Below are 26,875 nucleotides of genomic sequence, written 5' to 3'. Positions count from 1 at the left end.
GTGGAGTAGTCAGGCAATTATCGATCGCGTGCGGGCGTCTCCAACTCGGCCGGTTCCGGCGTTACCCGCAGGCCGCCTGGTGTGTTTGACAGACGCACCAATTCCTCGACCCAAGCACGGTTTAGGAGTGGTTCCCTATTGCCGAAAAAGTCGAATTGAAGCGGAATCGTTGGGTGGATCCAAATGGTGCTGTGACCGTGTCCTGATGCCGCCGAGTATTCCCACGAAAACGTGAAACTTTCCCCTCGGCGTACCTTGGACAAAATGACGATCTTGAGGTGAGCGAGCACCCGGTCGTCGAAATCGACGGTGATCGACGGAGTCCCGTAGATAAATTTACCCATGAATGCTCCCAAGTCCGTTGTCGATTTCGTTAGCGACAAGGTTAAAGTCCTTGGCCGTCTGACCAGCGTCGCCTGTGGTTTCGACGGTGCCGGTAATACCGATCATCGGCATTTCAGGTAACGGGAAACGCGTCGCCTCATCTTCCTCCGTCATCCCTTCGACGTCGACATCGACGACGTCGAATTGACTGGTTGGGCTGAGAGTTAGCGTGTGCACGGATGTCTCGTCGTTCTCGTCGAGCACGGTGACATCCACAGCCACACTATTGTCGCTATCGGCCACTGAGGTGACGTAGTCGAGAAGCGCTGATGTGATGCTGTTGCTCGTGACAATGGAGCCGCCGATATATGTTATGCGCTTCATGCGGTGATGTTAGCTGATTGTTGTGCCCCGCGCACGCCGATGGTCCACCGGCGCAGGCCAGCGGGAGAAGGCTGGCCTCGCGAAAGGCTGCCCCGACGCCGGCGGGCCCTGGCGATTCCCGCGAGTGAAGGTTGAAGCCGTGCGGCGCTCCAGTCCATCCACAGGGCCGCTACTGACTGACGCGGTGGGCGAGTCACGCCAAGCTGTTTCGACTTTCGAGGTTTGCTAGTTGTCATCACTGACAAGCGATGGACAACAAGATCAGGATTATGACATGTAGATCAGGAACCTAAAGGGTGTCAGGCGCCCGGCACCATATCGGCGAAGCGGGAGTAGTGGCCGTGGAACGCGACCGTGACGGTGCGCGTGGGGCCGTTACGGTGCTTGGCGACGATCAGGTCCGCCTCGCCGGCGCGCGGATTGTCCTTCTCGTACGCGCTCTCGCGGTGCAGCAGGATGACCATGTCGGCGTCCTGCTCGAGCGAACCGGACTCGCGCAGGTCTGAGATGGCCGGCATCTTGTCCGCGCGCTGTTCGGGACCACGGTTGAGCTGGGAGAGGGCAATAACGGGAACCTGTAGCTCCTTGGCCATCAACTTGAGCGCGCGGGAGAACTCACTGACCTCCTGCTGGCGCGACTCGACTTTCTTGCCCGACGTCATCAGCTGCAGGTAGTCGATGATGACCATCTTGAGGCCGACCCGTTGCTTCAGCCGGCGGCACTTGGCCCGGATCTCGACCAGGGTCATGTTGGGGCTGTCGTCGATGTAGAGCGGGGCGTCGTTGATGCGACCGCGGGTGGCGGCAATGGTGGTCCAGTCGCGCGCGTCGACGGCGCCCTTGCGCATGCTCTGCAAGGGCACGGATGCTTCGGCCGCGAGCAGACGCATCGCGATTTCGCTGCGGCCCATTTCCAGGGAGAAGAAAATGCTGGGCATGTCGTGCTTGATGGAGGCTGCCCGGGCGAAGTCGAGGGCGAGCGTGGACTTACCCAGCGCCGGACGCGCCGCCACGATGATCAGCTGGCCGGGATGGAAGCCGTTGGTGAGCTCGTCCATATCGGCGAAGCCGGTGGGAACACCGGTCATCTGACCGTCTTTGAGCTTGGCAGCCTCGATCTCCTCGATCGCGGCTGTGACCGCGTCGGTCAGCGGCACATAGTCTTCGGTTTCGCTGCCACCCGTGACGGCATAGACCTCGGCCTGGGCGGTATTGACCAGATCCAGCACCTCGCCCTCACCGGAGTAACCCATCTGGGCGATGCGGGTGCCGACCTCGACGAGGCGCCGGAGGAGAGCGCGTTCGGCGACGATCGAAGAGTAGAAACCGGCGTTGGCCGCGGTCGGCACGAGGCTCGTGAGCGTGTGCAGGTAGTCCGCGCCACCGGCCCGGGACAGCTCGCCTAGCTTGGTGAGCTCGTCGGTGACGGCGATAACGTCGGTCGGCTCGCCCTGCGCGTAGAGCGACAGAATCGCGTCGAAGATGATCTCGTGCTTGGGGATGTAAAAGTCTGCGGCGCGCACGGTCTCGACGACGTCGGCGACGGCATCCTTGCTCAGCATCATGCCGCCGAGCGCGCTCTGCTCGGCCAGGAGGTCGTGCGGGAGCGTGCGCTCGGTGTGCCGGGCTTCCAGTCCGCCGCGTGAGTCTGCCCCGCGCTTGTCCGCCAGACCCAAGTGAGAGATCGACACTCGTGCCTCCTTTACTCGTGGTGCAGTTCTATCAGGGCCCACCGACATCGCTGCCGGGCACTGTGCACACCTCGATTGCGGCCGCGTGCCCACCATACGGACCCGGCTCGGCAGAGAACAAACCGCCCTGTGGATAAGCCTGTGGAGAATCTGGGCGAAACGCCGCGTGTCTTGTGCACAAGCTGTGGAATCAACTGTGGACAACTTAAGTTCTTTATCGCATAAATGCAGCTTGATCAGGTATTAATTCTATTCACAATGTGGTGTAGAAAACCTATCTAAAGTACGTATTGAATCTTGTCGAGGTGTGGGAAAACCTGTGTACAGCGCCTCATGTTCTGGGACTAAAATCACCCCCGATTGGGTGTGTGACATCGCTTAAACAGGTGTGGCGGTGGGTTCCTTTCGGAACCCACCGCCACACGGGTGTAAAGCTGTAGAGCTTACTTGGCAGCTACCACCAGCAGTGTGATGGTCGCACTCAGTTCGTCACGAAGACGAACCGTTGCCTGGTGTTCACCCGTCATCTTGATCGGGCTGAGCTCGATTTTGCGCCTGTCGAGGGCACCGAGACCCGCTGCGGCAACTGCATCCGCAACATCCGTGGTCTTGACGGAGCCGAAAAGGCGTCCGCCTTCGCCGGCCTTGACGACCAGCTTGACCTTGGCGTTCTCGAGTGCAGCCTTGAGAGCCTGCGCCTCTTCGAGGGTGGCGTGCTCGCGGGCTACGCGAGCGGCCTTGATCTGCTGAATCTGCTTCTCGCCACCGCGAGTCCAGGAAACAGCAAATCCCTGCGGATAGAGGTAGTTGCGGGCGTACCCGTTCTTGACCTCGACGATGTCACCGGGTGCACCGAGGCCGGAGACCTCGTGCGTCAGAATGATTTTTGACATGAGGTGTCCTACCTGCCTGAACCGGCGTAGGGCAGCAGCGCCATTTCGCGAGCGTTCTTGACGGCGCGGGCGATAAGACGCTGCTCCTGAACGGAAACACCGGTGATACGACGGGCGCGGATCTTTCCACGCTCGGAGATGAACTTGCGGAGGGTGGGGACATCTTTGTAATCGATGACACCAACCCGGATCGACTTCGCGGGAGCGGCATTCTTGCCACCCTTAGCACCGCGGAGCGGCTTGCGGCGGTCGCCGCTCGACTTTCCAGCCATGATTTCCTTACTTTCTCAAAGAAGTGTTTTTCAGCCAACAGCCTGTAAGGCTCGGCTTAGAAGGGTGTCTCGTCGCTGAAGTTTCCCGGAGTGTTCCAGACATCTCCACCGGTGTTCGCGGCGGGGGCGCTGGCAGCCCAGGGCTCGTCGTTCGAGGCAACGGCAGGTGAGCCACCGCCTCGAGGAGAAGACGATGACTGCGCGCGAGTGAGCTGAGCGGTGGCGTATTTCAGCGAAGGACCGATTTCATCGATCTCGAGCTCCATGCTCGTTCGCTTCTCGCCTTCCTTCGTCTCATACGAACGCTGCTTGAGACGCCCGGAAGCGATGACACGGGTACCCTTGGTCAGTGAACCAGCTACGTGCTCGGCGAATTCACGCCAAACGCTCGCGCGCAGGAAGAGCGACTCGCCATCTTTCCACTCACTGGTCGCGCGATCGAAATTGCGCGGAGTGGATGCGATGGTGAAGTTGGCAACCGCCAGCCCGTTCTGCGTGTACCGCAGCTCCGGGTCGCTGGTCAGGTTGCCCACCACGGTAATTACGGTCTCGCCGGCCACGGGCTACTTGTCGCTTGCCTTGTCGGCGGACGCGGCCGGCGCGGAAGCAACAGCTTCTGCCGTGGCAGGAGCGTCGACAACCGGGGCTTCGACCTTGGCCGGAGCAGCCTTGACCGCGGCGGCAGCAGCTGCCGATGCGGGCTTCACGGACGCGGCGACCTTGGCGGTCGGGGCGGCAGCAGCGGCTTCAGCCTTCGCAGCGATTACCTTCGGGTTGGCTGCCTTGCGGGCGGCCTTCTCGGCGGCGAGCTTGCTCGCGACGGCGACCTGGGCAATGCCTTCTTCTGCGCGAAGCACTTTGGTGCGCATGACGGCTTCCGACAGCTTCAGCTGGCGGTCGAGCTCGGCCGTGGCAGAAGCGTTGGCGGTGAAGTCGACAACGGCGTAGATGCCTTCGGACTTCTTGTTGATCTCGTAAGCGAGACGGCGGCGACCCCAAACGTCAACCTTGTCAATGGTTCCACCATCGTTGCGAACAACGTTGAGGAACTTGTCAAGGCTGGGAGCTACGGTGCGCTCATCGATCTCGGGATCGAGGATAACCATCAACTCGTACTGATGCATGACTAACCCACCTCCTTCGGACTAAACGGCTGCAGAATCTCTGCAGCAGGAGGGTTGTGCATGTGTTGTAAGCGGAGGCCGGGAATCCGGCGCACAGACAACCTGCCAAGGCTACCGGAAACGGCGGCCCTCCGCCACCGCCTCCGCGCGTTCACCCGTTTGGCGCCCTCGTCGCCGCCGAGTCCGTCAACGCTGTCGCGAGTATCGCCAACTGTGCCGACCATCGCCGTTCTATCGGAGATTCTGGGCACGAACGGCGACGGTCGCTTCACCTGTTGGGGCATTTCCCTGGTTCGGGACGCAGCCCGGCGGCGAGCAGGAGCCGTTTCAGGCTCTCCCGGCGCAGCGCTACGGCCCAGATCCAGCGCGCCATTCCGTGCCCCGTCCCGCGAAGCCGGTCCTCGCGAAGCTTTTCTGACCACACGGCTTCTTCACTGGTACGCCCATTCATGAAGGCGTCCCGCGTGTACTTGACTTTGCCGTCGAATTCGCCGAGGAGGCGAAGTGTGCGGTTCCCCTGTTTCTGAACCCACCGGAAGTCCGTGATGTCTTCCTGCCCGTCCTCGTGCACGAAGGACACCTGCAATTCGGGGGGCGGGAATCCGCACAGGTGAATCTGTCCTCGGCTGAGGGACTCGCCCACCGAACCGGATCGACTGTCGCAGAAGACAATGGCGATCCGAGCGGCTCGTGCCCCACGGGTTGGTCCGTCGGAGTCGAGTCGATCAAGCAGAATGTCGCGGTCGATCCCGAGCGCAGCCATGCCGTTCGGCAGGATGAATTTAGGTTTCGTTCCGTAATCGAGCGTGGCGACTGCCGACAGGAATCCTGCCGTTCGTGCAACATCGATCAGCGTACGCAGCAGACCCGTGACCAGCATCCCTTCGATCTCCACGACGTCTTCGTCGGGCAATCGGTCGTGATGCCAGGTGACCCCGTTCTTCGAATGCACGCCGGTTTTACCGGCAGCCATGAGGTGGACCTCGTCGGGCCATCTGCCGACGATGGGCAGTCCCCACAAAACAGCAGCCGATTCATAAGAGTAGACGGGCTGGGACTTTCTGGTGGCCTCCACGGCGCGCATACGCAAGAAGTACCGATCACGATCGCTGATGGTGTCCCAGCCGGTCGCGTCAACGGCAACGCCACGTCGTAGGCGAACGGCTTGACCGGATCCGACCAGCCGTTGAACAGGACGCCCATCGCCGCCGAGAAACCGAACGTCACGACCGAGATACAAAGGCCGCCAGTCATGCGGGGAGTAGAGATTCATAGCGCCATGCTGGTGGTGCGGCCTACTGGCTCCGATCGCAAGGGCGGCTCCTGTGGCCAAGATCGGCGGCGGAGGTCCTGTGGAGGGATGGTGACACATCCGCTCGCGAAGTGCCACCGGGTCTCGACGCTCGCCGTTTGTGCCGAGAGTCGTCACCCGTGCGGCGACTCTCGGCACAAACGGCGAGCCTCGGCGAATAGACGGGCCCGGAAGGCGCCGGGAGGGCCTACTGTGCGCGCTCGGCCCACCAGGCGATAAGGCGGCGGGTGGCCTCGTCTTCGCCGAGCGGCCCATCATCCAGCCGCTGCTCGAGCAGGTACCGGTAGGCCTCGCCGACGTCACGGCCCGGACCCACTCCGAGGACGGCCATGATCTGCTCACCGTCGAGATCGGGGCGCACCGCCGCCATCTCTTCCTGTTCGTTCAGCTCCTCGATGCGCTGTTCCAGGTCGTCGTAGGCGAAGCCGAGCCGGTCCGCCTTGCGGCGGTTACGGGTGGTGACGTCCGCACGAGTCAAGATGTGCAGTCGTTCGAGCTGGTCCCCCGCGTCCCGCACGTAGCGCCGCACCGCGGAGTCCGTCCAGGCACCCTCGGTGTAGCCGAAAAAACGCAGGTGCAGTTCGATCAGGCGTGCCACGGCGGCGGTCGTGTCGTTGTCGAAACGGAGGGCTCGTAGCCGCTTCTTCGCCAGCTTCGCGCCGACCAGGTCGTGGTGGTGGAAACTGACCACGCCGCCCGGCTCGAGCTTGCGAGTCGCGGGCTTGCCGATGTCGTGCAGCAGCGCCGCCAGGCGCACGATCAGGTCGGGGCCGTCGAAGCTGCCGCGGGACTTCTCGTAGCCGATGGCCTGGTCCAGCACCGTCAGGGTGTGCTGGTAGACATCCTTGTGGTGGTGGTGCTCGTCGACTTCGAGGCGCAGGGCGGGGATCTCCGGCAGCACCCGGCTGCATAGCCCGGAGTCCACCAGCAGCTCAAGCCCGGCATGCGGGTTGTCCGCACACAGCAGCTTCGAGAGCTCGTCGCCGATGCGTTCGGCCGAGATATTACGAATGCGGTCCGCCATCGCTTCCATCGCTTCCGCGGTGTCGGCGTGGAGGGCGAATCCGAGCTGGGCGGCGAACCGGGCCGCCCGCATCATGCGCAGCGGGTCGTCGCCGAACGAGATCTCCGGGGAAATCGGCGTGCGCAGAACGCCGGCCAGGAGGTCGTCGATGCCGTTCGCGGGGTCGACCAGAGTCAGCCCCGGAAGGCGCAGAGCCAGTGCGTTCACCGTGAAATCGCGGCGTAGCAGGTCATCCTCCAGGCGGTGGCCGAAAACCACCTCGGGCTTGCGCGTCTGGCCGTCGTAGCTCTCCGACCGGTAAGTCGTGATCTCCACCTTTTCGCCGGCGATTTGGGCGCCGATTGTTCCGAAGGCGCGGCCGATATCCCAGTGGGCATCCGAGATTGGCTTCACGAGGTGCAGGATTTGGTCCGGCGTGGCATCCGTCGTGAAATCGAGGTCGTTGAACGGCCGGTCGAGGAAGGCGTCGCGGACCGGTCCGCCGACGAGGGCCAGTTCGTGTCCAGCCGTCTGGAACGCGGTCGCCAATCGGGAAACGGTCGGGGTGGCAGCCAGGTCGCCCAGCCGCTTGAGGGCTGTCGCAACGCTTTGCATGACCCCATGTTAGTTGCTGGAGCTACGCCGGCTGCCCCGGTGCGGCGTTACCCCCGCGTCGAAGCCGTAGAATCCCCTACATGGTGGCCGAGTCTGTTCTCAAGCGTCGGCCCGCGCTCCCCGGAGCGATGCGCGGCCTCTGGTCACGCACGAAGAGGCCGATCGGCGCCGTTCTGATCGGCCTACTGGCCGGGGTTCTGCCGGTCGCCTCCGCCGGTCTGCCCGCATCCGCAACCGCGTCTGAAATCACATCTGCATCTGCCCCAGCGGCCCCGACAGCGAAGACCATCGCCGCCGTAACGGCCAATGCGGTGAACCTGCGCGTGTCGCCCGCGACACTGGCGCCCCTCCAGGCTGGCCAGGACCTCACGGTCACTGTCACCGTCGAGAACGCGACCCTTGACACCATCTCACCGGGCACCATCAACCTCTTCCTCGCGGAACGGGCACTGATCAACCGCAACGCCCTCAACAGCTGGCTGGATCCGGAGAAGAACAGCAAACCCGGCGATCTCATGCTGAGCGAGCCCACGATGGCGTCCATTCAGCCGGACAGCACCGAGATCTTCACCTTGACCGTGCCGGCCGGCTCCGTGGGCCTCACCAGCGGCAACGCGTGGGGTGCCCGCGGCATTGCCGCCACCCTGAGTACAGACGACAGGGTGCGGGCAGAGGGCAGAGGCACCTTCGTCTGGTATTCCGACGAAGAGGTCACCCCCGTCAACATGTCGGTGATCATGCCGATCACCGCCCCCGCGCAGTCGACGGGCCTGATTACGTCAAAGGCACTGGAAACGTTTACGGCGCCGACCGGTGTTCTGAGCCGCCAGCTCGACGGCGTCGTCGGCCGCCCGGTCACCATTGCCATCGACCCGCTGATCATTGTTTCCATCCGAATCCTCGGTTCGGCGGCACCGCCCAGCGCAATCGCGTGGCTGAACCGGCTGGACGAGGCTCCGAACGATATATTCCCGCTCAGCTATGCCGATGCCGACCTTGCCCTGCAGGCTCAAGCCGGCGCCGGGCCGCTGCTGACGCCCACCACGTTCGTCCAGGCGATCGACCCTGCCTTGTTCGCCGCGACGGACCAGTCCGCGACGCCGAACTCCGACCTTGCCCTCCCGCCTGGCACCGAGACACCGGCGCCGTCAACGGACCAGCCCGCACCCCCCAGCGATGGCACACCACCCACCACGGAAGAGTTGCTTGCTTGGGAATATAGCGCCACTGACATCGGCTGGCCGGCCGAGGGTGACGTTGCGAGTGCAGACCTGGACGTATTCGCGGCCAGTGGCCTCAACACAACCATTTTGGGCGGATCGAACGCATCCGGGGCCGCCGGCGACTTCACCCCGAATGCATCCCTTGATCTCGGCACCGGCCACGGTTTGGGTCTGGTCGTCGATGATTCGTTGGCCGCCGCCCTGCGCACCGCCGCGGCCGCGACAACGGATGACGCGTGGCGCGAAGCCATGTCCCAGGTCAGCTCGCAGCTGGCGGTCGTCTCGGCCGAGCGCCCCGGAACCGCGCGCACCCTCCTGGCCACTTTCGACCGCGGGTGGCCGCCCAACGCAGACCGACTCACCGAGACCATCGACGCGCTGGCCGGGTTGCGGTGGTACGCGCCGTCCACCCTGCCGGAGGTGCGGGCATCCGTTCCAGCCGAAGAGGTCGAGTTTGACAGCCAGGCCGAGCCGGAGGATCGCGTGGCCCTGGCCGCCGAGCTCTTCGAGGCCGAGAAGACAATCACCGACTTTTCCTCCGTACTGTCCGACCCGGCGATCGTCACAGGCACGCAGCGCCTGGACCTGATGGCTCTGCTATCCAATTCCTGGGCATCCCAGGAGGCCAGTTGGGCGGATGCCGTCGGCACCAGCCTCGCGAACTCCTCGGCGCTTGTGGGCTCCATCACGGTCGCGACCAAGGGCCCCATCAACGTGGTCGGCAGCCAGGTCGACATTCCGGTGACCCTGGACAACGCCCTGAGCCAGGCCGTGACGGTGATGGTGCAGGTCGTTCCCTCCAACGGGCGCCTCCTGGTCGGCGAGGCGGTGGAGTCCACCATCGAAGCCCAATCCGCCCGCACCGTGACCATCCCGGTGACGGCCGCAGTGGGAAACGGCGCCGTCACCCTGCGCGTGACCCTGCTCACTCCGGCGGGAACGGTCATCTCGCAGCCCGCCCTCATCCCGATCAACGTGCGCGCAGACTGGGAAGGCCTCGGATCCCTCCTGTTCGCCGCGTTCGTGGTGCTGTTCTTCGGGTTCGGGGTGTGGCGCAACATTCTGCGACGCCGACGGGAACGTGCCGAAACTGAGACTGCGGACGCCCCCGAGCCAGAGGCAGAACCGGCCACAGTCCCTGAAGCCGAAGCACCCCCAGAAGAAGATCCCGAATCCGGGGCCGCCGGCGCTGCGCCCGGCCCGCTGACCCCCACCAGCGCGGCCGATGCCCCGACGGAGCCCCGTGCCTAAGACCGACAGCATCGGCCGGGCGAGCGCATTCCTCGCCTCCGGAACCATTGTTTCTCGCATCCTCGGCTTCGTGAAGCTGATTGTGCTGGCGGGGGTGATCGGCCAGGTCGGTCAGAGCACCAACGCGTTCGCCGTGGCGAATCAGCTTCCGAACACGGTCTACGTCATCGTGGCCGGTGGGGTGCTGACGGCCGTCCTGGTGCCGCAGATCGTGCGCGCCAGCCTGCACGCCGACGGTGGCACGGCGTACATCAACAAACTCCTCACGCTGGCCCTGGTCATCCTCGCCGCGACCACCATCGCAGCCACCGCGCTTGCTCCGCTGTTGACCCTGCTCTACGGGTCCAACATGAAGCCGGAATCGCTGGCCCTCGCCACGGCGTTCGCCTTCTGGTGCCTGCCACAAATCTTTTTCTACGGCCTGTATACGGTCCTCGGAGAGGTTCTGAACGCCCGCAAGTCCTTCGGCCCGTTCACCTGGGTTCCCGTGGTCAACAACGTCGTGGCCATCGCGGGCCTACTCACCTTCTCGGCGTTCTACGGAGCCGACCCGAACGGGACCCGGCTGGCCACCGAGTTCACGCCCGCGATGATCGCCGTCCTCGCCGGGAGCGCCACGCTCGGCGTCGTGCTGCAGGCCGTCGTGCTGTTCTATTTCTGGCACCGCATCGGTCTGCGCTTCCGCCCCGACTTCCGCTTCCGCGGCGTCGGGCTCGGCGTGGCCGGCCGGATGGCGAGCTGGACCTTCGGGATGCTCCTGCTGACCACCCTGGCCGGCGTCGTCGAAACCCGGGTGGTCACCCTAGCCGGCGACTCCGACGCCTCGGTCGCCGCACTCAACACGGCCTGGCTCATCTTCATGCTCCCGCATTCGGTGATCACCGTCTCAGTCACCACCGCCTACTTCACCCGGATGAGCGAGCACGCCTCGGTGGGCAAGCTGGCCCTGGTCAGAACGGATGCCTCCTCCGCCATCCGCGGCACCACCCTGATCATCGTGCTCGCCTCCGCCGTCATCGCGGTCTGCGCCTACCCGTTCGCCCGGGTCTTCGTCGCCCCCTACGAACAGGTACAGAGCATCGGCAACGTCATCGTCGCCTACGTGCTCGGCCTCGTTGCGTTCTGCGTCCTGTTCGTCGTACAACGCACCTTCTACGCGCTCGGCGACACCCGTACGCCGTTCTACTTCACCCTGTTCCAGGTGACGCTGGTCATCATCGGCGTCCTTGCCTGCTCGCTTCTGCCCAGCGCCTGGATCGCCGCGGGCGTCGCGCTCACGGTCACCGTGTCCGGCATTGCGCAGGCCCTGCTGGCGGCAGGGCTGCTCCGTGGGCGCCTCGGCGGCATCGACGGGCGGCGCATCCTGCGCAGCCTCGTGAAGTACTTAGTCGCCGCCGTGCCCGCGATCACGGCCGGCGTTCTCCTCCTGCTCGTGCTTGGTGGCACCCAGGAGGCTGGATTCGCCCTGTCCGGGAAGCTCCAGGCCGTTCTCACTATGATCGTCATCGGCCTCGCCATGTCAGGCGTCTACTTCGGCCTGCTGCTGCTCATGCGCACCGCTGAGCTGCGCGGCTTCATCGACCCGGTGATCGACCGCATCCGTCGTCGTTGACCGGTCCCCAGCCGGCGTGGAATAGCATCCGATTAGGATGTGTTGTATCCGGAAGCGAGGCAATCGAGATCGCTGCCCCCACAATCTGAAGGAGTCTACGCGTGCGTCAGATCATCATCATAGGCTCCGGACCGGCCGGTTTCACGGCCGCGATCTATGCCGCCCGGGCGAACCTGAAGCCGCTTCTGATCGCCAGTTCGGTCGAGGCCGGCGGCGAACTGATGAACACAACCGAGGTGGAGAACTACCCGGGCTTCCCCGACGGCATCCAGGGACCGGAACTGATGTCCAAGATGCAGGAGCAGGCCGAGCGGTTCGGCACCGAGGTCGTCTATGACGACGTCACCGAGCTCGAGCTTTCCGGCGACACCAAAACCATCACGCTGGGCAGCGGCGAGAAGCACGAAGCTCTCTCCGTGATTTTTGCCACGGGTTCTGCCTACCGCAAGCTGGGCCTGGACGACGAAGAGCGCCTGTCCGGCCGCGGCGTGTCCTGGTGCGCCACCTGCGACGGCTTCTTCTTCAAGGAGAAGACGATCGCCGTGATCGGAGGCGGCGACTCCGCGATGGAAGAGGCCACCTTCCTCACCCGCTTCGCCAGCAAGGTCTACGTCGTGCACCGCAAGGACACCCTGCGGGCCTCCAAAATCATGCAGGAGCGTGCGTTCGCCAACCCCAAGATTGAATTCCTCTGGAATTCCCAGGTCGTCGGCATCACCGGCACGGATGCCGTCGACGGCTTGGTCCTGCGCAACACCGTCTCGGGTGATGAAACCTTGCTCCCCCTCGGCGGAATCTTCGTGGCCATCGGCAACGACCCGCGCACGCACCTCGTGCACACCAAGCTCGATTTGACCCCGGAGGGCACCATCGCCGTCGCCGGTCGCAGCTCGAAAACCAGCCAGACCGGTGTTTTCGCCGCCGGGGACGTGATCGACCCGACCTATCGCCAGGCGGTGACCGCAGCGGCATCCGGAACCGTCGCCGCACTCGACGCGGAGCACTACCTGGCCTCGCTTCCCGAGAACCTGCTGGCCAGCGCCGGCGAACCCGCACTCGCGTAATCCCTCACCGAAGTCACATAACCCGCAATCAAGGAGTAACCACATGTCTGCACGCGCCGTCACCGACGTCACCTTCGACCAGGAAGTCATCAACAACGAAAAAACCGTTCTGGTGGACTTCTGGGCGGAATGGTGTGGCCCGTGTCGCGCCGTCAGCCCGATCCTCGACCAGATTGCCAGCGAGAACGCTGACAAGCTCGACATCGTCAAGCTGAACGTCGACGACTTCCCGGCGCTGGCCGCCAAGTACCAGATCACCTCCATCCCGGCGATGAAGGTGTTCCAGAAGGGCGAGGTCGTCAAGACCGTCATCGGCGCCAAGCCGAAGGTCGCCCTTGAGAAAGATTTGGCCGCCTACCTGGCCTAACCGTCCCTGTTTCTACCGAGGCCCTGACCCGTCCGGCTCACGCCGGGCGGGTTTTTCGGGATTCGGGCCGGATGGTACCGACCGCATACGATTGAAACCTCACCAGATCGGAAGTGACGTGACAGCGAAGCGCTCCCCCCAGACCGGCAACAACCTCGACCCGTGGTACCACCACTACGCCGAGCGAGCCGCGGGGTTGCGCGCCTCCGAGGTCAGGGCTCTCTTCGCGGTGGCCTCCCGCCCCGAAGTCGTCTCACTGGCCGGCGGCATGCCCTACGTGGCTGCCCTACCGCCCGACCTGGTTATCAACGCCATGGACCGGGTCATGCGCCAGCAGGGCCCCGTCGCTCTCCAATACGGCTCTGGTCAGGGCGTTCCCGTTCTGAGGGAGCAGATACTCGAGGTGATGGGGCTTGAAGGCATCCGTGCGCACGCCGACGATGTCGTCGTGACAACGGGGTCGCAACATGCCCTCGAATTGGTCAGTAAACTTTTTCTCGACCCGGGCGACGTGGTGCTCTCGGAGGGCCCCAGCTACGTCACGGCCATGGTCATCTTCAAGTCGTATCAGGCCGAGGTAGAACACGTGCCCATGGACGAGCACGGCCTGATCCCTGAAGCGCTCCGCCAGCACATCCAGCGCCTCAAGGCCGCCGGCAAGACCATCAAGTTCCTGTATACGATCCCGAACTTCCACAACCCGGCCGGAGTGACCCTGAGCTGGGCCCGTCGCCTCGAGATCCTCGAGATCGCCCGGGCGAACGACATCCTGGTGTTGGAAGATAACCCCTACGGACTGCTCTACTTCGACCAGCCGGCACCGGATGCGATGCGCTCGCTCGAAGAGGACGGAGTCGTCTACCTAGGCACGTTTTCCAAGACCCTCGCCCCGGGCTTCCGGGTCGGTTGGGCGCTGGCCCCGCACGCCATCCGGGAGAAACTGGTGCTTGCCAACGAGGCCGCGGTGCTCTCCCCCAGCTCGTTCAGCCAGCTGGTGATTTCCGAGTACCTGGCGACGTCCGATTGGAAGGGCCAGATCAACACCTTCCGCGGGGTCTACCACGAGCGAAAGAACGCACTGCTGGACGCCCTGGAAGAGTACCTGCCCGGCCTCACCTGGACCAATCCGAACGGAGGGTTCTACGTCTGGGTCACTCTTCCAGAGGGACTGGACTCCAAGGCCATGCTGCCGCGGGCGGTCAAGGAACTCGTGGCGTACACGCCCGGCACCGCCTTCTTCGCCGACGGCGACGGGCGGCGCAACATGCGCCTCTCGTTCTGCTACCCGACGCCGGATCACATCCGGGTCGGAATCCGTCGCCTCGCATCCGTCCTCCGTGATGAGCTCGACCTGCTCGAGACCTTCGCCGGCACCGGTTCCCTGAACCCGTTGCGCGCAGAAGGCCGCTTCAACTCCCCACCCCCCGACATTTCGTAGTTCGTCTCCGTCGGTATCCACACCAGCCAAAGCAAGGAAAAACCCTGACCATGAGCGATTTTTTGGCACTTGACATCGTTGTTCTCGCGGGCGGGATCTCGCACGAGCGGGACATCTCACTGCGCTCGGGTCGCCGGGTCGCGGATGCACTGACGAGCTTGGGCCATACCGTCACCGTTCTGGACCCGCAGGCCGGCCTGCTCGCCGATCTGACCATCCGGAAACCCGATGTGATCTGGCCGGTCGTGCACGGCGCCACCGGTGAGGACGGTGCACTCCTGGCCCTGCTGGAGACCACCGGGATACCCCACGTGGGCTCGCTAGCTGGACCGGCCCGTCTGGCCTGGTCGAAGCCGATCGCCAAGGAGCTCGTGCGCCGGGCCGGCTACGCCACCCCCGACGCAATCGCTCTGTCCACCGAAACGTTCCGCGATCTCGGTGCCGCCAGCGTCCTCGAGCACCTCCTGACGGCCATGCCCACGCCGCTCGTGGTGAAACCGGCCGAGGGTGGCTCGGCCCAGGGGGTCAACATCATCGACTCCCCCGCCGGACTGCCACGTGCCATGGTCGACGCCTACACCTACGCCACGGTCGCCCTGGTGGAGGAGAAGGTCGAGGGTACCGAACTCGCGGTCACGGTCATCGACATCGGAGACGGCCCCATTGCACTGCCCGCCGTGGAGATCGTGCCCATTGACGGCGTCTACAGCTTCGAGGCCCGCTACAACGCGGGAGAGACGCTGTTCTACACACCGGCCCGGATCCACGCGGAGATTGCGGAACTGGTGGCACAAACCGCGGTCGCCATCCATGAACTGCTCGGCCTGCGCCACATCTCCCGCATCGACCTGATCGTGGACTCGGATGGCGTTCCCTGGTTCCTGGAAGCGAACGTGCTTCCGGGTCTGACCGAGACATCCCTGGTGCCCCAGTGCATCGAGGCTTCCGGTCAGTCTCTCGGCGCCGTCTACGACGCCCTCGCCCGAGCCGCCATCGCCGGCTCGTAGTCCGCGCCGTGGGCCGTGTTTCACGTGAAACATGGTTCTGTCGCCACTCGAGCCCGTCGGTGGACGAACTCATCGAGACCACGCCGACCAGCCCCCCCTCACGCTGGTGAAGGCTATCGAGCACCCACCCCGCGCCCACACCGCCCGCCCTGCCGGCATGGGCGCCTTGCCCCCCGTACCTGCCCGAATGCCCGGACGGCACCGACGTCGTTGGCTGCACCTGGAAGTTAGGTCGCAGACTCTTTCATTACACCGTCGGAGATGGTGACGAGTACACACGCACCCGACGCTCGGTGTCGCTCCTCTGCGTCGATGAACACTACTTGATCGACGATGCTCTCGCGAGGGACAGCCCCGGCCACACTTGCCACCGTCCGCTCACCGACCGTCATCCGCGGGATCCAACGTTTCACGTGAAACGCTCACGACACATCCACTCGCTGACCGCAGTAGACGCTAAACCACCGAGTCTCCACGTACGAGCAGGCCCGAGAACAACCACGGGTGAGCAAGCTCGGACTGACTGGCCCTCTCCCCTACCCCTCCCCTTTGGCAGTGTGGCGCCTTCGCGGATTCGACGGATGTGACGCAAGCTAACGGAATGAGACCAGACCGCAGACGAACCGCCGTGCCTCCAGGGAGTCGGCACTCCGCGCGCAAGGCAGGACATTCTCACCGTTCCGCCGCACCGTGTGCCCGGGATTAGGCGCAATCCAGACAGGCAACATCGCGACCATATCGGCCTAGGTAGCGGATCGAACTCGCGACTGTGACAGATGCCATGCCGTGGGCGGCTGCATCCGCTGACGATCCCCGATCTCACGAACACACTCATTTCGGCGGTCGATCCTGTCAAGACCGGAATGGGAACCGGCGCAGGTGCGCGGAGGTGTTGACGCTGCGGAACTGCTCCAGTGTCGAACTTTTAGAGACCAGATCCGAACCCGGCATGTGTTTCACGTGAAACATGACCATGTCGGGACGGGGAAACGATATTCTTCGCCCACGCAGTGCCCTGGAACCCGTTCGCATGGCGACCCGCCCGATCTGGACGTCGTGTCTTCGGGTCTGCCTGTCGGGGTTCTTGCGCTCGACGCGGTTGTATTTCGGCAATGTCGATCAGGGACGAGGGGATGCCGATACTGCCTCACTCAGGTCCTGCTGGGTTTGCGCAGCGCACGGGGCAGGCGACTCCCCGTCGTGTTGCACAAACGGCAGGACCAAACCCACGAGCCGTGGGGAACAAGTCATCAGTTGACGGGGGCCGAGGGTGGCTCCAGTGATTGACCTCACCCGCGCAACACTCATGATTTACCAGGTTGACCCGCGTCATGCTCGGTCACGCGGAAGGACCCGAGGAGCCCGGCACGTGACGAACCCGACCACCGAAGCGGATCGACGAGAACCAGTCCCGCCACGCTTGACCACCGGAACGGGACGGGGGGCGACGGTCGTCGAGCCTGTCGCAACCCGTGCACACTGAATCGCTCCATTCTCTGCAGGCAAGAATCTGACCGCGGATGCCGGCTGCTCACTCGAAATGAGCGCCGTGACTCAAGCAGTGAATCCAGGGTGGGCTGGTCAGTGCGCTTCTTGAGTGCACGATCTCTGAAACGCAGAATTTAGGCCTCATAAGGGCCGTAACGCGGATTTCTGTTCTGCCACCTGAGCGCTTAGGTTGCTTCCTGATGACGTCTAATGTGCAGTTCATGGCTGATTTGATCGCCCCGGAGACTCAGCTGGCGATGACCGGAGGTCGGTTTGACGAATCGCAGGCCCGCATGCGCGGGAGGACCAGCGTATCTGGATGGACGTGCGACCAAGATGTCGGGTCGCGGGTCTCGGGTCTCGGGTCTCGACAGGCTCCACCACCGGAAAAGGTGAGGGGACAGAAGTCTGGACAGGCTCGAACACCGCGGCCCGGTTCGACGCACGGGTGAGGGCCGATGCTCATGTTTCACGTGAAACACTAATGGGGTGGGCGGGTGTCGACCCACTCGACCACGGGGTGATCGGTCACCGGCCGGTCGACCACCGAGCGGTCGATCAGCGGGGCGCTCGACACTCGGGTGAGGCTAGCTGGCTCCGAAACCGGGTTCACCGAGGACGTCGAGAATGCGATTGAGATCACCGATCGTGGCAAAATCGACCATGATCTGGCCTTTTCTTGCGCCTAAATGGATCTTTACGCGGGTGTCGAGTCGGTCACCGAGGCGTTCCGCGATCTCGTCGAGGTGTCCCTGACGACGTCCGCCCGTTGGCTTGGCGGAATCGACACGTGGCTGCATCGCGGCCGCGGCCTCTGCTGCCCGCACGGAGAGATCCTCGTTGACGATTTTATCGGCCAGCTTGACCATGCCCGCCGGATCCCCGACGGAGAGGATCGCGCGCGCGTGCCCGGCGGACAGAACACCGGCGGCAACGCGCATCTGCACGGCCTCGGGGAGCTTCAGCAAACGGATGGTGTTGGTGATCTGCGGCCGCGACCGACCGATCTTCTGTGCGAGCTCCTCCTGGGTGATGCCGAAATCGGCCAGCAACTGCTGGTAGGCGGACGCCTCCTCGAGCGGGTTCAGCTGTGCGCGATGCAGGTTCTCCAGCAGCGCGTCACGCAACATGTCGGCATCCGCCGTTTCACGGATGATCGCCGGAATGGTGGTCAGTCCGGCCACCTTCGTGGCACGAAGCCGACGCTCCCCCATCACTAGTTCGTATTTGCCGGGCTGCTCCACGATGGAACGAACCACGATGGGCTGCAGCACGCCGACTTCCTGGATGCTGTGTACCAGCTCGGCCAGGTCGGACTCATCGAAGGTGCTCCGCGGCTGGACGTGGTTCGGCACGATGTCGCTGGGATTGAGGTGCGCGAGCCGCGCACCCGGAACCGGGAGAAGTCCCTCGGTCTCGTCCGAGCGCACCGCATTGGCGTAGGGGAAGAACACATCGACTGGACGCGCCTGAGTCGGGTCGTCCTGAATGGGGATGAGTGCACCGATCCCCCGGCCAAGCCCAGTCCTTTTAGCCATTAGAGCGCGACTCCTGTCTTGGGGGCGCCCCGATGGGCGATCTCTGCTGCTGCTTCGAGGTATGAGAGTGATCCGGCAGAGTTGAGGTCGTAACTGATAACGCTCTGACCGTAGCTCGGCGCCTCAGAGACACGCACGGAACGCGGTATAAGGGTGTTCAGAACCTGCTTGGGGAAGTGTTCACGCACATCCTGGGCCACGTGGTTCGCCAGGTTGGTGCGGCTGTCGTACATCGTGAGCAGAATCGTGGACACCCCGAGATCCGGGTTCAAGTGCTTCTCGATCAATTCGATATTCTTAAGCAGCTGGCTGAGACCTTCGAGCGCGTAGTACTCACACTGAATCGGAATCAGCACCTCGCGGGCCGCGACAAACGCGTTGATCGTCAAGAGTCCCAGAGATGGGGGGCAGTCGATGAAAACGTAATCGTAGGGGTCATCCATCGTTTTCAGGTGCGATTCGAGGGCACGGTTGAGACGCTGCTCACGGGCGACCAGGGAGACGAGCTCTATTTCTGCACCCGCGAGGTGGATGGTGGCCGGCACACAGAACAGCGAGCCGAACTCCGGGCTGGTCTGAACGACCGCAGCCATTTCCTCGTCGTTGACGATGACATCGTAGACGCTGGGTGTTTCCGCGCGATGTTCGACGCCCAAGGCTGTAGACGCGTTGCCCTGGGGGTCCAAGTCGATCACCAGAACGCGCGCGCCCTGACGGGCCAGAGCGGCCGACAAGTTGACCGCGGTCGTGGTCTTGCCGACGCCACCCTTCTGGTTCGAGATGGTGATGACGCGCGTCTTCTCCGGCCTCGGCAGCGTCTCGGAGGCAATCCGCTGTCGGCGCCGCGTCAGGTCAGAAATCTCACGCGCAAGCGGGGTCGTATCGTCAAACACCGCGGCCGCCTTGCTTGATTGCTGGTCTTCACCAGGTTGTTTCACGTGAAACCTTCGCGATCGACGATTGATGAGCCACCCCCACAGGGACTCCGGTTGTACCTCAGCACTGATAAGAGCAGACACCAGGGACTAGTCCACTGTAGCCCTTATGACTCGAGTCACATCCTGCAGCACGCCCTCGCCGAGGGTGATCACCTCGACATTGCTGAGCCGGAACTTACGGATGGCCTTCGCCGCGGCTTCGACCTCCGCCGCGGCGCCCGTGCCCTTCATCAGCACCAACTCACCGCCGGGATTCAGAAGGGGGGCCGTGAGAGGGATCAGGGTGCGGAAGGCACTGACCGCACGGGCGGTCACCTGGTCAAGTCGCCCGGGCAGCCGAACGTCTTCCGCCCGAGCCCGGAGTACGGTCGCATTGGTCAGGCCGAGCGCGGCCACTTGGCCGGTCAACCACGCGACCCGGCGCTCCATGGGCTCGATGAGTACGAACGTCACGTCCGGCCGGGCGATCGCCAGCACCAAGCCGGGTAACCCGGCCCCGGAACCGACATCGCCGACGAGTCCGGGTCGGAGCAGCGGCGCCACGATCGCACAATTGAGGATATGTCGACTCCATAGCCGTGGTACTTCCACCGGGCCGATCAGGCCCAGTTCCTCGCCCTGCGCAGCCAGACTGGCCACGAAGGCGCGGGCATCGTCGATCTGGCCACCGAAGAGATCCGCGGCAACGGCTGGCTCCGCCTCGAGAGTGTGAGTCACAATATTTCGATGTACTACGCGGCGGAGATGACCGTGTGACGGTCCCGGCCCTCGCCCTTGGACTCAGAGACGAAACCCGCTTCCGACACCAGGTCATGCACGAGCTTGCGCTCGTAGGAGGACATCGGCGGCAGTGATGCCTCGGCGGCACCCGCCTGGATGCGTTCCACGGCGCGGGACACCAGCGAGGCTAACTCGGCCTGCCGGGCGTCGCGCGAGCCGCCGATATCCAGGATCAACCGCGAGAAAGCTCCGGTCTTGTTCTGCACGGCCAGTCGCGTCAATTCCTGCAAGGCATTGACGGTTTCCGGCTTGGAGAGCAAACGCAGGTTTGCGACATCCGAGGAATTGACGGACAGGTATGCCCGCCCATTACGCGCGTCAATGTCGATGTCCCCGTCGAGGTCGCAGATATCGAGGAATTCCTCGATGTAGTCCGCGGCGATGTCCCCCTCCTGCTCGAGCTGGCCGAGCGTGGGGGAATCGTCCGCCGGTCCAGGTGCGGCGATCACGTCAGTGTTCTCAGTCACGTTGGGTCTCTTCTTATTTTTTAGGGCCGGATTGCTTTTTGGCACGATTCTTTGCGACCGGCTGCTGACGCTGAGGCTTCTTGGGTTCTTCGACCACAATCACGTCACCATCCGTGGCGATGAGTTTACCCTTTCGGGCCAGTCGCTCTTCACGCGCCTTGGCGGCCTCACTGCCGGGCGTGGGCATATTCCGGATGACCAAGAACTGCTGGATCATGGTCCAGATGTTCGAGGTGAGCCAGTAGAACATGACGCCGAGGGGGAAGGCAACACCGGAGAAGGCAAAGACAAGGGGAAGCAGGTAGAGCATGATGCGCTGCTGCTTGAACATGGGGCTTGCCTTGGTTTCCGGCGACATGTTCTTGGAGACGATCTGTAGCTGGGTGATGAACTGTGAGGCGGTCATCAGGACCACCATGATGGCCGCGATCCACATAACGACGGCATTGAAGTCCTGACCAGCGACCATTTTCGTCCACTGAGACGCGAACGAGTCATGCAGCGGCGCGTCGCCGAAGAGGGTGGCGTTTCCGAAGCTCTTCGCGAGATCGTCGTTGAGTGGGCCGACTCCAGCCTGACTGCGTTGCGCGTCATTCAATACGGAGAACAGGGCGAAGAAGATCGGCATCTGCAGCAACAGAGGCAGGCAGGAGCTCAGCGGGTTGGTGCCTGTGCGCTTGTAGAGCTCCATGGTCTCGCGGGACATGGCCTCGCGCGAAAACTGGTCTTTCTTGCCCTTGTACTTGTCCTGAATCTTCTTGAGTTGCGGCGCGACCTCCAGCATCTTGCGCTGGCTCTTGATCTGCCGCACGAAGATGGGAATCAGGGCGGCCCTGACGACAATCACGAGACCGACGATTGAGAGCACCCATGTGAGGCCGTCGTCGTAGTTCATCCCCATGACGGAGAAGAGGGAGTGGAATGCGACGAGTAGAGCCTCGACGACCCATTTCAGCGGCCAGAGAATCGTACCTAGGAGGTCCATCTTTGCGTCAGCCCTTTCCGTGGCTCGCTGCGATAACAAAACCAAACGACGTCACGATGACGCGACGCTTCCGCCTGAGGGGAACGTCATCGATCCCGCCTTCGGCCCACGGATGGCATCGGCCCAGCCGCAGCGCGGCTCGGGCTGATCCCACGACGAGTCCGTATTCCTGAACGGTGCCGAGTGCATACGCCGAACAGGAGGGGTAGTACCGGCAAACATCGCCGTAGAGCGGGGAAATCACGGCTCGGTACGCACGCAGTACGAGAACCCCCGCATTGCGTGGGAGGAGTATGAGCGTAGTCAAGAACCTGTTCATCAGTCAGCGATCCGATCGGATCGCTGCCGGGGCCTTACCGGCAACGGATGTAACCGAAATGCGCTGAAACTTCTCCAGCGCCACGGACAGTTCCGCATGCAGGGTCGACCACGACGCATCCGCTGCTGACGGCAGAGCGCGGATGACGACATCCGTGCCGGGCCGCGCAGAGATCAGCACAGCGTAGCTCGCCGCCTTCAAACGACGTCGGACTCGATTGCGCCGCACGGCGTCACCCACGTTTTTCGCCACAATGAAACCGAACCGTGCCGGAGCCTCCTCCGGATTCCGGCGCAGATACGTCACCAGGTGCGGGCCGACGATGCGCGCACCCCGGCGCACGACCGACTTGTAGTCGTCACCGGCGGTGATGCGATTGGCCCCCGCGAGCACGAGAGTACTTAAGCGGAGAGTTCGATGCGACCCTTGCGACGGCGAGCACCCAGAATCGCGCGGCCGGCACGGGTCTTCATGCGAAGGCGGAAGCCGTGCACCTTGGCGCGACGGCGATTGTTCGGCTGGAACGTTCTCTTGCTCATTGTTTTGTCTCCACGTGTTAAATCTCCGTAGGCCAAACTGAGCGGCCGGGAAAGAGTGAGGTAGCCCTAGGGCTGGGGTCAACTGATTAAAACTACGGCTTTGGCCGGTGATGGTCAAACTCGACCTCCCGAAATCATCGGTTGTACACACAATCGCACCCATTTCGAGCATCGACACGCGCACGAAATGCGAACGAATTTGGCCGGACTGGCGGTGATTGACTACCGTGAGGACAAGTTATCCACAGGTTTTCAACAAACCCTGTGAATTGGGGCTTATTTGCCCACAGGCGGTGGATAACCTTGTGGATGCTTTGGCTGGATTATGCGTTCAGAGACGAGCCCAATCCTCGATCTCCGTCGTTGTAGAAGGCAACAATGAGAGAAAAGCGGAGAAACCATGGCCACCGAAGAACAGCCCATCACGGAGACCTGGCGGTCTGTCCTGACCAGCCTGGAATCCGACGACAGCATCACGCCCATGCTGTACGGCTTTCTCAACCTGGTCGAACCCAAGGGTATCGCCGCCGGCACGTTCTACCTCGAGGTCCCCAACGAGTTCACGGCCAGCATGCTCAATCAGCGCATGCGAGTGCCGCTCCTGACGGCGATGGGCCACCTGGATGAGGCGTCCGCGGTGTCCACCTTCTATGTGGTCGTCAATCCCGAGCTGGAAAAGGAATCCATCCGGCCGGTGCACGAATCGAGTTCTCCCCCCGATGTGGAAACCCCAGCCGCACCGCAATCGGTGTTCGAGAGCAGCTCGCCCGAGCGGCCCCATGACACCCGGTTGAACTCGAAGTACAGCTTCGACAACTTCGTGATCGGCCAGTCCAACCGCTTCGCACACGCCGCGGCGGTCGCGGTAGCGGAGGCGCCGGCGAAGGCCTACAACCCTCTCTTCGTCTATGGGTCGTCCGGCCTCGGCAAAACCCACCTCCTGCACGCCATCGGCCACTACGCGATGAGCCTGTACCCCGGCATCCGGGTGCGTTATGTCAGCTCAGAGGAATTCACCAACGACTTCATCAACTCGATCGCCAACAACCGTGGTTCCGCATTCCAGTCGCGTTACCGCAACATCGACATCCTGATGATCGACGACATCCAATTTCTGCAGGGCAAGGCGGAAACGCAAGAAGCTTTCTTCCACACTTTCAACACCCTGCACGATCACAACAAGCAGGTGGTCATCACGAGCGACCTCCCGCCCAAGCACCTCACCGGTTTTGAGGACCGAATGCGGTCACGCTTCGAGTGGGGCCTGATCACGGATGTCCAGGCACCCGACCTGGAAACGCGAATTGCGATCCTACGCAAGAAGGCGCAGAGCGAGAAACTACAGGTCCCGCACGATATTCTCGAGTTTATGGCCTCGAAGGTCTCCTCGAACATCCGTGAACTCGAGGGAACCCTAATCCGGGTGACGGCCTTCGCGAGCCTCAACCGCACCCCGGTCGACATGGACCTGGTCCAGACGGTGTTGAAGGACCTGATCACCCTCGATGAGGACAATGTGATCGCGCCGGTCGATATCATCACCAACACCGCCGACTACTTCAAGCTCTCCGTGGATGACCTCTACGGGTCATCCCGGTCGCAGGCGATCGCCACGGCGCGCCAGATCGCGATGTACCTGTGCCGTGAGCTGACCAACCTCTCCTTGCCCAAGATCGGCCAATTGTTCGGTAACCGCGACCACACCACGGTGATGTACGCGAATAAAAAGATCAGCGAGCTGATGAAGGAACGCCGGTCGATCTACAACCAGGTGACCGAGCTCACGAACCGCATCAAGCAGAACCACCGTTACAAATAGCGGTATTTCTTCAGTTTTCACACCTGTGGATAACCCTGTGGAAATTGTTTACACAACTGGGCACAACCTGTAGAAACTCGGCACGTGGTTGTGCAAACTCCCCTCCTTGCCAAACCGGCACGACACCGAAGTGTGCTGGGCACTCACAGGCTGCCAACAAGTTACAAGTTTGTAGTTCCCAGTCGCGTGGCGGCATCCCACAAGTTATCCACAGTTTCCACACCGGTTAAGAAGATTAACAATTAACTTCTCTTTCTCTCCATCCGACAACCTTGAGTGCTCGACGGTTGCAAAAATTTGCTCCGTGAAACACGGCTACCATTGAGGCCGTATCCAGGTCTCTAACCGAACAGGAGTGACTTCGTGAGATTTCAGGCCAACCGGGACGTCTTCAGTGAAGCCGTCTCTTTCGCTGTCAAGCTCCTTCCCCAGCGGACGACGCTGCCGATTTTGAGCGGTGTGCTGATTGAGGCGACGGCAACCGGGCTGATCCTCTCCTCGTTCGACTACGAGGTCTCCGCGCAAACCGAGATCGCCGCCGACGTCGAAGAAGTCGGCAAAGTTCTCGTCTCGGGACGACTCCTCGCCGACATCGCCAGTCGGATGCCCAACGCACCGGTGCGGTTCTCGACCAACGAATCCCGGATCACGGTCAGTTGTGGCAGTGCGAGTTTCACGTTGCTCTCCATGCCGGTTGAGGAATACCCGAGCATCCCGCAGGTCAGCGCGCAGTCCGGTCTCGTGCCCGCTGAAGAGTTCTCGGCCGCTGTCGCCCAGGTGGCCGTGGCTGCCTCCCGTGACGATGTCACCCCCGTGATCACCGGCGTACAGCTGCAAGTCACGGAAAACAGCCTCAGCCTCGTGGCCACGGACCGGTACCGTGTTGCCGTGCGCGAGATCGATTGGGATAAAGGCAGCACCACGACCACCGACACCATCACGGCCCTGGTTCCGGCCCGCACTCTGCAGGAGGTCGGCAAGACGTTCGGTCACAGCGGCACGATTTCTATCGCGATCACTCACACCGACGACCGCGAGCTCATCGCCTTCACCGCCGATAAGAAAACCGTCACCTCCCTTCTGATCAAGGGAAACTATCCACCCGTGCGGCGCCTGTTCCCCGATAACGTGGACAACTACGCGGTCATGAACACGGCGGACCTGATCGAGGCGACCCGTCGAGTGCAGCTCGTCCTCGAGCGCGAAGCAGCCCTGAGGTTCACCTTCACCGCCGACGGTCTCACCCTCGAGGCGGTCGGATCGGAGCAGGCCCAGGCATCGGAGACGATCGACGCGATCCTGTCCGGTACAGACACGATCGTTTCGTTGAAACCTCAGTTTTTGCTGGACGGCCTGGGCGCGGTGCACTCGGAATTTGTGCGAATCTCTTTCACGAAGACCGAGAATCCCAACAAGCCGGGCCCGGTTCTGATCACCAGCCAGACCTCTCGGGATCAGCCGGGCGCCGACAGCTACAAGTACCTGCTCCAGCCCAACCTGCTGTTGCGCTAGACCAATCTCGGAAGGAACAGCCATGCACATCGGCATCATCGGCCTGGGGAAAATGGGCGCGAACATGCGCGACCGTCTGCGGGCCAATGGCGTCGAGGTCACTGGTTTCGACCGGAACCCCGAGATTTCGGACGTTGCCGGCACCGCTGAGCTGATTGCCGCGCTGCCGGCTCCGCGGCTTGTTTGGGTAATGGTCCCGGCCGGTGCCGCGACGGATGCTGTGATCGCCGAATTGGCCAATGAGCTTAGCGCCGGCGACCTTGTCATCGACGGTGGAAACTCGCGCTTCACCGATGACTTCGCCCATGCCGCCCTTCTGGCGGCATCGGGCGTGCATTACGTCGACGCCGGGGTTTCCGGGGGCGTGTGGGGGCTGACCAATGGATTCGGGCTGATGGTCGGTGGCGCCGCCGAGCAGGTCGAGCGCGCCATGCCCGTCTTCGACGCTCTGCGTCCCGAGGGCCCACGCGACGAGAGTTTCGTGCATGCCGGAGCGGTCGGCGCCGGGCATTACGCGAAGATGGTGCACAACGGAATCGAATATGCCCTCATGCAGTCATACGCCGAGGGCTATGAACTGCTGGAGAAGCGCAGTGACCTGATCACCGACGTTCCCGGCGTGTTCAAGGCCTGGCAGCGCGGCACCGTGGTGCGGTCCTGGCTGCTTGAACTTCTCGTGCGAGCCCTGGACGACGACCCGGAACTTCAAAACATCGAGGGTTTCGTCGAGGATTCCGGTGAGGGCCGCTGGGCCATCGAAGAGGCCATCAATAACGCGGTACCCGTACCGACGATCAGCGCGGCCATCTTCGCGCGGTTCGTGTCCCGGCAGGACGACTCCCCCGCGATGAAGGCGGTCGCGGCCCTGCGCAATCAGTTCGGCGGCCACGCCGTCAGAACAACCGACTGA

General features: G+C 63.0%; 25 protein-coding genes and 1 pseudogene. 9 read left to right on the top strand and 17 right to left on the bottom strand.

Going from position 1 to position 26,875, the window contains the following annotated elements:
* Positions 1–17: 17 nt before the first annotated feature.
* From E3O28_RS10355 to E3O28_RS10315, 9 genes and pseudogenes are all read right to left on the bottom strand, one after another.
* Positions 18–344: an ATP-dependent DNA ligase gene (locus E3O28_RS10355; protein ID WP_104100666.1), complete on the bottom strand. Its 327-nt coding sequence runs from the start codon at positions 342–344 to the stop codon at positions 18–20.
* A complete protein-coding gene (locus E3O28_RS10350) occupies positions 337–708 on the bottom strand; it encodes a hypothetical protein (protein ID WP_134342727.1) in 372 nt (123 codons plus the stop codon). The genes E3O28_RS10355 and E3O28_RS10350 overlap by 8 nt, the downstream gene beginning before the upstream one ends.
* Positions 709–1,007: 299 nt before the next feature.
* A complete protein-coding gene (gene dnaB, locus E3O28_RS10345) occupies positions 1,008–2,399 on the bottom strand; it encodes a replicative DNA helicase (RefSeq protein WP_104100664.1) in 1,392 nt (463 codons plus the stop codon).
* A gap of 443 nt (positions 2,400–2,842) precedes the next feature.
* Positions 2,843–3,292: a 50S ribosomal protein L9 gene (rplI, locus tag E3O28_RS10340; protein WP_104100663.1), complete on the bottom strand. Its 450-nt coding sequence runs from the start codon at positions 3,290–3,292 to the stop codon at positions 2,843–2,845.
* 8 nt (positions 3,293–3,300) lie between these two features.
* Positions 3,301–3,564, bottom strand: coding sequence for a 30S ribosomal protein S18 (gene rpsR / locus E3O28_RS10335; protein ID WP_035835236.1), 264 nt, complete (start codon positions 3,562–3,564; stop codon positions 3,301–3,303).
* 56 nt (positions 3,565–3,620) lie between these two features.
* Positions 3,621–4,124 carry a single-stranded DNA-binding protein gene (locus E3O28_RS10330; protein ID WP_104100662.1) on the bottom strand — a complete coding sequence of 168 codons (504 nt, stop codon included), beginning with the start codon at positions 4,122–4,124 and terminating at the stop codon, positions 3,621–3,623.
* A 216-nt stretch (positions 4,125–4,340) separates the two neighbouring features.
* Positions 4,341–4,688 (bottom strand): annotated as a pseudogene (gene rpsF, locus E3O28_RS17335) (30S ribosomal protein S6); the annotation flags it as partial.
* Positions 4,689–4,956: 268 nt separating this feature from the next.
* The gene (locus tag E3O28_RS10320; RefSeq protein WP_134415845.1) at positions 4,957–5,961 is read right to left on the bottom strand and encodes a hypothetical protein; all 1,005 of its coding nucleotides are present in this window, start codon (positions 5,959–5,961) and stop codon (positions 4,957–4,959) included.
* Between the two features lie 226 nt (positions 5,962–6,187).
* Positions 6,188–7,618, bottom strand: a complete 1,431-nt coding sequence (locus tag E3O28_RS10315) for a CCA tRNA nucleotidyltransferase (RefSeq protein WP_104100659.1) — start codon at positions 7,616–7,618, stop codon at positions 6,188–6,190.
* A gap of 80 nt (positions 7,619–7,698) precedes the next feature.
* Here E3O28_RS10315 and E3O28_RS10310 point away from each other — a divergent pair, with 80 nt between their 5' ends.
* From E3O28_RS10310 to E3O28_RS10285, 6 genes are all read left to right on the top strand, one after another.
* Positions 7,699–10,092, top strand: coding sequence for a DUF6049 family protein (locus E3O28_RS10310; protein WP_134415843.1), 2,394 nt, complete (start codon positions 7,699–7,701; stop codon positions 10,090–10,092).
* On the top strand, positions 10,085–11,704 hold the full coding sequence (locus E3O28_RS10305; protein WP_347232378.1) for a lipid II flippase MurJ: 1,620 nt from the start codon (positions 10,085–10,087) through the stop codon (positions 11,702–11,704). The genes E3O28_RS10310 and E3O28_RS10305 overlap by 8 nt, the downstream gene beginning before the upstream one ends.
* A gap of 101 nt (positions 11,705–11,805) precedes the next feature.
* A complete protein-coding gene (gene trxB, locus E3O28_RS10300) occupies positions 11,806–12,768 on the top strand; it encodes a thioredoxin-disulfide reductase (protein ID WP_104100657.1) in 963 nt (320 codons plus the stop codon).
* Positions 12,769–12,811: 43 nt separating this feature from the next.
* The gene (gene trxA, locus E3O28_RS10295; RefSeq protein ID WP_104100656.1) at positions 12,812–13,135 is read left to right on the top strand and encodes a thioredoxin; all 324 of its coding nucleotides are present in this window, start codon (positions 12,812–12,814) and stop codon (positions 13,133–13,135) included.
* A 118-nt stretch (positions 13,136–13,253) separates the two neighbouring features.
* Complete coding sequence (locus tag E3O28_RS10290; protein ID WP_104100655.1) at positions 13,254–14,573, top strand: PLP-dependent aminotransferase family protein; 1,320 nt, start codon at positions 13,254–13,256, stop codon at positions 14,571–14,573.
* A 50-nt stretch (positions 14,574–14,623) separates the two neighbouring features.
* Positions 14,624–15,580, top strand: a complete 957-nt coding sequence (locus E3O28_RS10285; protein WP_134342732.1) for an ATP-grasp domain-containing protein — start codon at positions 14,624–14,626, stop codon at positions 15,578–15,580.
* A 2,075-nt stretch (positions 15,581–17,655) separates the two neighbouring features.
* On the opposite strand, the gene E3O28_RS10280 is transcribed toward E3O28_RS10285, so the two are convergent.
* The 8 genes from E3O28_RS10280 to rpmH form a co-directional block, all read right to left on the bottom strand.
* A complete protein-coding gene (locus E3O28_RS10280; RefSeq protein ID WP_134375281.1) occupies positions 17,656–18,606 on the bottom strand; it encodes a ParB/RepB/Spo0J family partition protein in 951 nt (316 codons plus the stop codon).
* Positions 18,606–19,544, bottom strand: coding sequence for a ParA family protein (locus E3O28_RS10275; RefSeq protein ID WP_277870364.1), 939 nt, complete (start codon positions 19,542–19,544; stop codon positions 18,606–18,608). The genes E3O28_RS10280 and E3O28_RS10275 overlap by 1 nt, the downstream gene beginning before the upstream one ends.
* A gap of 87 nt (positions 19,545–19,631) precedes the next feature.
* Positions 19,632–20,264: a 16S rRNA (guanine(527)-N(7))-methyltransferase RsmG gene (rsmG, locus tag E3O28_RS10270; RefSeq protein WP_134415839.1), complete on the bottom strand. Its 633-nt coding sequence runs from the start codon at positions 20,262–20,264 to the stop codon at positions 19,632–19,634.
* A gap of 11 nt (positions 20,265–20,275) precedes the next feature.
* Positions 20,276–20,773 (bottom strand): R3H domain-containing nucleic acid-binding protein, encoded by a 498-nt coding sequence (locus tag E3O28_RS10265; RefSeq protein WP_174720236.1) that lies wholly within the window; start codon positions 20,771–20,773, stop codon positions 20,276–20,278.
* A gap of 31 nt (positions 20,774–20,804) precedes the next feature.
* The gene (yidC, locus tag E3O28_RS10260) at positions 20,805–21,776 is read right to left on the bottom strand and encodes a membrane protein insertase YidC (RefSeq protein WP_104100649.1); all 972 of its coding nucleotides are present in this window, start codon (positions 21,774–21,776) and stop codon (positions 20,805–20,807) included.
* A 7-nt stretch (positions 21,777–21,783) separates the two neighbouring features.
* Positions 21,784–22,095: a membrane protein insertion efficiency factor YidD gene (gene yidD / locus E3O28_RS10255; RefSeq protein WP_104170913.1), complete on the bottom strand. Its 312-nt coding sequence runs from the start codon at positions 22,093–22,095 to the stop codon at positions 21,784–21,786.
* Positions 22,096–22,098: 3 nt separating this feature from the next.
* Positions 22,099–22,488 (bottom strand): ribonuclease P protein component, encoded by a 390-nt coding sequence (gene rnpA, locus E3O28_RS10250; protein ID WP_134375277.1) that lies wholly within the window; start codon positions 22,486–22,488, stop codon positions 22,099–22,101.
* Between the two features lie 8 nt (positions 22,489–22,496).
* Positions 22,497–22,634 (bottom strand): 50S ribosomal protein L34, encoded by a 138-nt coding sequence (gene rpmH / locus E3O28_RS10245; RefSeq protein ID WP_104100646.1) that lies wholly within the window; start codon positions 22,632–22,634, stop codon positions 22,497–22,499.
* A 400-nt stretch (positions 22,635–23,034) separates the two neighbouring features.
* Here rpmH and dnaA point away from each other — a divergent pair, with 400 nt between their 5' ends.
* The 3 genes from dnaA (at position 23,035) to gnd (ending at position 26,875) form a co-directional block, all read left to right on the top strand.
* The gene (gene dnaA, locus E3O28_RS10240; protein ID WP_104100645.1) at positions 23,035–24,453 is read left to right on the top strand and encodes a chromosomal replication initiator protein DnaA; all 1,419 of its coding nucleotides are present in this window, start codon (positions 23,035–23,037) and stop codon (positions 24,451–24,453) included.
* A 363-nt stretch (positions 24,454–24,816) separates the two neighbouring features.
* Positions 24,817–25,965, top strand: a complete 1,149-nt coding sequence (gene dnaN / locus E3O28_RS10235) for a DNA polymerase III subunit beta (protein WP_104100644.1) — start codon at positions 24,817–24,819, stop codon at positions 25,963–25,965.
* Positions 25,966–25,969: 4 nt separating this feature from the next.
* Positions 25,970–26,875 (top strand): phosphogluconate dehydrogenase (NAD(+)-dependent, decarboxylating), encoded by a 906-nt coding sequence (gene gnd / locus E3O28_RS10230; RefSeq protein WP_347232379.1) that lies wholly within the window; start codon positions 25,970–25,972, stop codon positions 26,873–26,875.

The sequence above is a fragment of the Cryobacterium sp. TMT2-14 genome (assembly GCF_004402465.1).
Lineage (GTDB): Bacteria > Actinomycetota > Actinomycetes > Actinomycetales > Microbacteriaceae > Cryobacterium > Cryobacterium sandaracinum.
The sequence above is the reverse complement of the archived record's forward strand: the minus strand, read 5'-3'. Positions and strand labels throughout refer to the sequence as shown.

Excerpts from the sequence above, each read along its gene's own strand:
- yidC (WP_104100649.1), bottom strand. The coding sequence starts at position 21,776 with ATGGACCTCCTAGGTACGATTCTCTGGCCGCTGAAATGGGTCGTCGAG.
- rplI (WP_104100663.1), bottom strand. The coding sequence starts at position 3,292 with ATGTCAAAAATCATTCTGACGCACGAGGTCTCCGGCCTCGGTGCACCC.
- E3O28_RS10310 (WP_134415843.1), top strand. The coding sequence starts at position 7,699 with ATGGTGGCCGAGTCTGTTCTCAAGCGTCGGCCCGCGCTCCCCGGAGCG.
- E3O28_RS10320 (WP_134415845.1), bottom strand. The coding sequence starts at position 5,961 with ATGAATCTCTACTCCCCGCATGACTGGCGGCCTTTGTATCTCGGTCGT.
- E3O28_RS10285 (WP_134342732.1), top strand. The coding sequence starts at position 14,624 with ATGAGCGATTTTTTGGCACTTGACATCGTTGTTCTCGCGGGCGGGATC.
- E3O28_RS10280 (WP_134375281.1), bottom strand. The coding sequence starts at position 18,606 with ATGGCTAAAAGGACTGGGCTTGGCCGGGGGATCGGTGCACTCATCCCC.
- E3O28_RS10315 (WP_104100659.1), bottom strand. The coding sequence starts at position 7,618 with ATGCAAAGCGTTGCGACAGCCCTCAAGCGGCTGGGCGACCTGGCTGCC.
- yidD (WP_104170913.1), bottom strand. The coding sequence starts at position 22,095 with ATGAACAGGTTCTTGACTACGCTCATACTCCTCCCACGCAATGCGGGG.
- rpsR (WP_035835236.1), bottom strand. The coding sequence starts at position 3,564 with ATGGCTGGAAAGTCGAGCGGCGACCGCCGCAAGCCGCTCCGCGGTGCT.
- rpmH (WP_104100646.1), bottom strand. The coding sequence starts at position 22,634 with ATGAGCAAGAGAACGTTCCAGCCGAACAATCGCCGTCGCGCCAAGGTG.
- trxA (WP_104100656.1), top strand. The coding sequence starts at position 12,812 with ATGTCTGCACGCGCCGTCACCGACGTCACCTTCGACCAGGAAGTCATC.
- E3O28_RS10350 (WP_134342727.1), bottom strand. The coding sequence starts at position 708 with ATGAAGCGCATAACATATATCGGCGGCTCCATTGTCACGAGCAACAGC.
- dnaA (WP_104100645.1), top strand. The coding sequence starts at position 23,035 with ATGGCCACCGAAGAACAGCCCATCACGGAGACCTGGCGGTCTGTCCTG.
- E3O28_RS10355 (WP_104100666.1), bottom strand. The coding sequence starts at position 344 with ATGGGTAAATTTATCTACGGGACTCCGTCGATCACCGTCGATTTCGAC.